Annotated in this window: 2 protein-coding genes; both read right to left on the bottom strand. The window is 75.9% G+C overall.

The window, feature by feature from the left end; all coding sequences use genetic code 11:
* Positions 1-889: DMT family transporter (locus D476_RS0107635; RefSeq protein WP_017623360.1), on the bottom strand; the 889-nt coding region annotated here is incomplete at its 3' end.
* Positions 890-1,216: 327 nt separating this feature from the next.
* Positions 1,217-2,050 (bottom strand): spermidine synthase, encoded by an 834-nt coding sequence (locus D476_RS0107640; protein ID WP_017623361.1) that lies wholly within the window; start codon positions 2,048-2,050, stop codon positions 1,217-1,219.
* Positions 2,051-2,421 lie beyond the last annotated feature (371 nt).

A 2,421-nucleotide genomic window follows, 5' to 3' on the forward strand; every position in this document is an offset into this window, starting at 1 on the left:
CCAGCAGTGCCGTCCCGATCAGGCCCGGCACCGTCATCCGCTCACCGAGGAACAGGGCGGACAGCACGGCGGCGGTCATCGGCTCGGCGAGTGTGCCGACGGCGGCGCCCGCGTCCGAAGCCGTCTGCAGGCCGCGGAAGTAGGCCAGGTACGCGAGGACCGTGGGCACCAGGCCCAGGAAGGCCAGGAGGGCGAGCGTGTCCGGCCGGGCGGGGACGGCCATCCCGGCCGCCAGCCCCGCGGGCAGCAGGAGCACGGACCCGGCGAGCATGCCCAGGCCGACGTTGACCAGCGGCGGCAGCCCCTCCACCGGGCGCCGGTTGACCAGCGTCATCGCCGAGAACGCCAGGCCCGCGCCCAGGGCGCAGGCCAACCCGGCGGCCAGGCGGGCGGGGGAGGCGTCGGCCGCCGGGAACCCGGCCAGCAGCGCCAGCCCGGCGACGGCGGGCACGACGGACACCGCGAGCCGCCCGCCGGGGCGCCGCCGGGCGAGCAGGCACACCCCGGCGGCGACGAACACCGGGACGCTGCCGATCTTCACCAGTGTCGCCAGGCCCACCGGGATGAGGGCCAGGGAGGCGAAGTACAGGAGCTGGAAGACGGCGTGCAGGACGGCGTTGACGGCCAGGCGCACCGCGAACGCCCGGGACCGGGGCAGGTGCCGCAGGGCCCCGGTGGCGGCGAGGAACGCGGTGATCAGCAGACCGGCGATGAGCAGGCGGTAGGTGGCCACCGCCAGGGGGGCGACCCCGGCGGACTGCAGCAGGTGGCCTGCGGGGCCGCCCATGCCCCAGAGCACACCGGCGGCGGCGAGCAGGGCGAGGCCGCGCCGGGCGGGCGCGGCGGACGACGCGGCGCGCGCGGCCGCGTCGGGAGAGGTGGAAGGCACGACGAGGACTCCTCCGTCGATGGGGTTTCGGCCGCATCACGGAGCGTCGGCGGTGTCCGTACCGCGGAGCCGCAGACGCCCCTGTCAGGCGTCCGGGGGAGGAGTGACGAAGAGAGTGGTCGGGTCGCCCATCGGTGTCCTCGCGTGGGTGGGGTTTCGGCCCCGACCCTAGCGCAGAGGGGGTGATCCGATGAATACCGGCCCGGCCCTCGTCGGATCCGGGCCCGGCCCCCTCCGACCCGGCCTCGGCCCCCATCGGACCAGGCTCCGTCCCCCAACGGACCGGCCTCCGGCCCTCGCCCGGCTGGGCCTCGGCCCAATGACCGGTCAGCGCACGAAGGTTCCGCTCGGCGGGGCGGGGGAGTCCTCGGCGTCGGCGTCATGGACGGGGCGGGCGCCGGAGATGAAGCGCTCCACGTCGTCACCGTGCACGAGGCGGGCCATGTCGGGGTCGCGGTGGGCCCGGTGCGCCAGGTCGTCGGCGGGCAGCGGCCGGTCCGAGGCGACCAGCACGAAGTTGCCGAACCGGCGCCCGCGCAGCACACCGGGCTCGGCCAGCACACCGGCGTGGGCGAACACCTCGGCGGCGGTGGCGAGCTGGCGGCGGGCGTGCAGCAGGCGGCCGCCGTCGGCGACGTTCACCGCGAAGACGCCGCCGGGGCGCAGCACCCGGGCGGCGTCGGTGAAGAACTCGACACTGGTCAGGGCGGCGGGGGTGCGGGCCCCGGCGAAGACGTCGGACACGATCAGGTCGGCGCGGGCATCGTGCCGCTCGGCGAGCCAGGCGCGGGCGTCGCCGATGCCGACCCGGATCCCGGCCCGCCGGTCCACGGGGAGCGTGGAGCGGACGGCGGCGACCAGGTCGGCATCGATGTCGACGGCCCGCTGCCGCGACCCGGGGCGGGTGGCGGCGATATAGCGGGCGAGCGTGAGCGCCCCGGCGCCGAGGTGGAAGGCGTCGATCGGCTGCCCGGCGGGCGCGAGCAGGTCGGCGACGTGCCCGAGGCGGCGGACGTACTCGAAGTCCAGATGGGTGGGGTCGGAGAGGTCGACGTGCGACTGCGGCGTGCCGTCGACGACGAGCAGCCAGGAGTCCGGACGGTCGGCGTCCCGGACCAGTTCGGTGTGCGTGCGGAATCCGCCGTCGGCGCCGGTCGACATGGTCCCCCGTTGTTCGTGTCTGTTCCCGCCGCGTACCGTCGGGCGGTTCCACGATGAAGACTACGCAATCCCCAGCTCACCGATTCCGGCCGGACGAAGGGCCACCGGAGCCCAAGGCCAAGGGCAGCGACGACGCAGGTCAGCGGCCCTCGCCGTAGCGTTGTCGTCCGCCGGGCGTGTGCGTGGTCACCGTGATGGGCGGCGACGGCGGGAGCAGGGTGGTTCCCTGATCCTGCCTGCCGGGCGGCGGGTTCCTCTCGGTTCAGGAAGGCGGGGCAGCGGGCACCCCGCTCGGTGGCCCCGGCTTGGCGGCGGGCCACCGGGGCGCAAGGCAGAAAGCGGCGACGAGGACTGGGCGGCGGTCCCTCCGG

Source organism: Nocardiopsis chromatogenes YIM 90109 (assembly GCF_000341185.1).
Lineage (GTDB): Bacteria > Actinomycetota > Actinomycetes > Streptosporangiales > Streptosporangiaceae > Nocardiopsis_A > Nocardiopsis_A chromatogenes.

Bases quoted from the DNA above. Each gene is read 5' to 3' on its own strand.
- D476_RS0107640 (WP_017623361.1), bottom strand. From the start codon at position 2,050: ATGTCGACCGGCGCCGACGGCGGATTCCGCACGCACACCGAACTGGTC.